Origin of the sequence: Streptomyces coryli, from assembly GCF_011044975.1 — a bacterium.
Taxonomy (GTDB): Bacteria; Actinomycetota; Actinomycetes; order Streptomycetales; family Streptomycetaceae; genus Streptomyces; species Streptomyces coryli.
Genome location: NZ_JAAKZV010000573.1, coordinates 1 through 819 on the forward strand (window position 1 = coordinate 1; position 819 = coordinate 819).

Genomic DNA, 819 nt, shown 5'->3' on the forward strand with positions numbered 1-819 from the left:
GGGAGGGGGGTGGTCCTGCTGGTGGGGCTGGGCCCGCTGATCTCGCTGAATCCGCTGAATCCGCTGAATCCGCTGATTCCGCTGATTCCGTTGAAGAGCGGAAGTCGGCCGAGTCCGTGCTGCGTTTGCGCGACCTCACGGTGCGGCGGGGCGACGGGACGTACGCCCTGGACGGCGTCTCTCTCGACGTCGGGCGTGGAGAGATCGTCGGCATCGCCGGAGTGGAGGGCAACGGTCAGTCGGAGCTGATGGCGGCGATCGGCGGCTCGCTCGTCCCCGACGGCGGAAGCGTAGAGCTCGCCGGCCGGGACCTCACCCGCGCCCGCCCGCGCGAACGCACCCGGGCCGGGCTGGGCGTGGTCCCGGAGGACCGGCATCGGGAGGGGTGCGTGCCCGAGTTGTCGGTGGCGGAGAACCTTCACCTGGGACGGCTGGCCGACTTCCGGAAGCTGGGCGTCTTTCTGGACCGCCCCGCCCTCGCCATGGCTACGGAGAGGGTGCTGGCGGATCACGACGTACGCGCCCCGGGCCCGGCCGCGCCGATGGCGTCGCTGTCGGGCGGCAACCAGCAGAAGGTCGTCCTCGCCCGGGAGTTGGCCCTCGACCCGCTGATCTGCCTGGCGGCATCGCAGCCGACTCGCGGTCTGGACATCGGTGCGGTGGGTGCCGTGCACACCCGTATCCGAGAGGCCGCGGATCGGGGTGCGGGGGTGCTGCTGGTCTCGGCTGAGCTGGATGAATTGCTCGCGCTGTGCGACCGGGTGGTCGTGGCGTATCGGGGGCGGTTGCTGGGGCCCGTAGATCCCCGGGGTGCTGATG

General features: G+C 71.4%; 1 protein-coding gene. It reads left to right on the forward strand.

The window, feature by feature from the left end:
- Positions 1-116: 116 nt before the first annotated feature.
- Positions 117-819 (forward strand): ATP-binding cassette domain-containing protein (locus G5C51_RS42255; protein ID WP_338118518.1); only part of this gene is annotated, 703 nt, incomplete at its 3' end.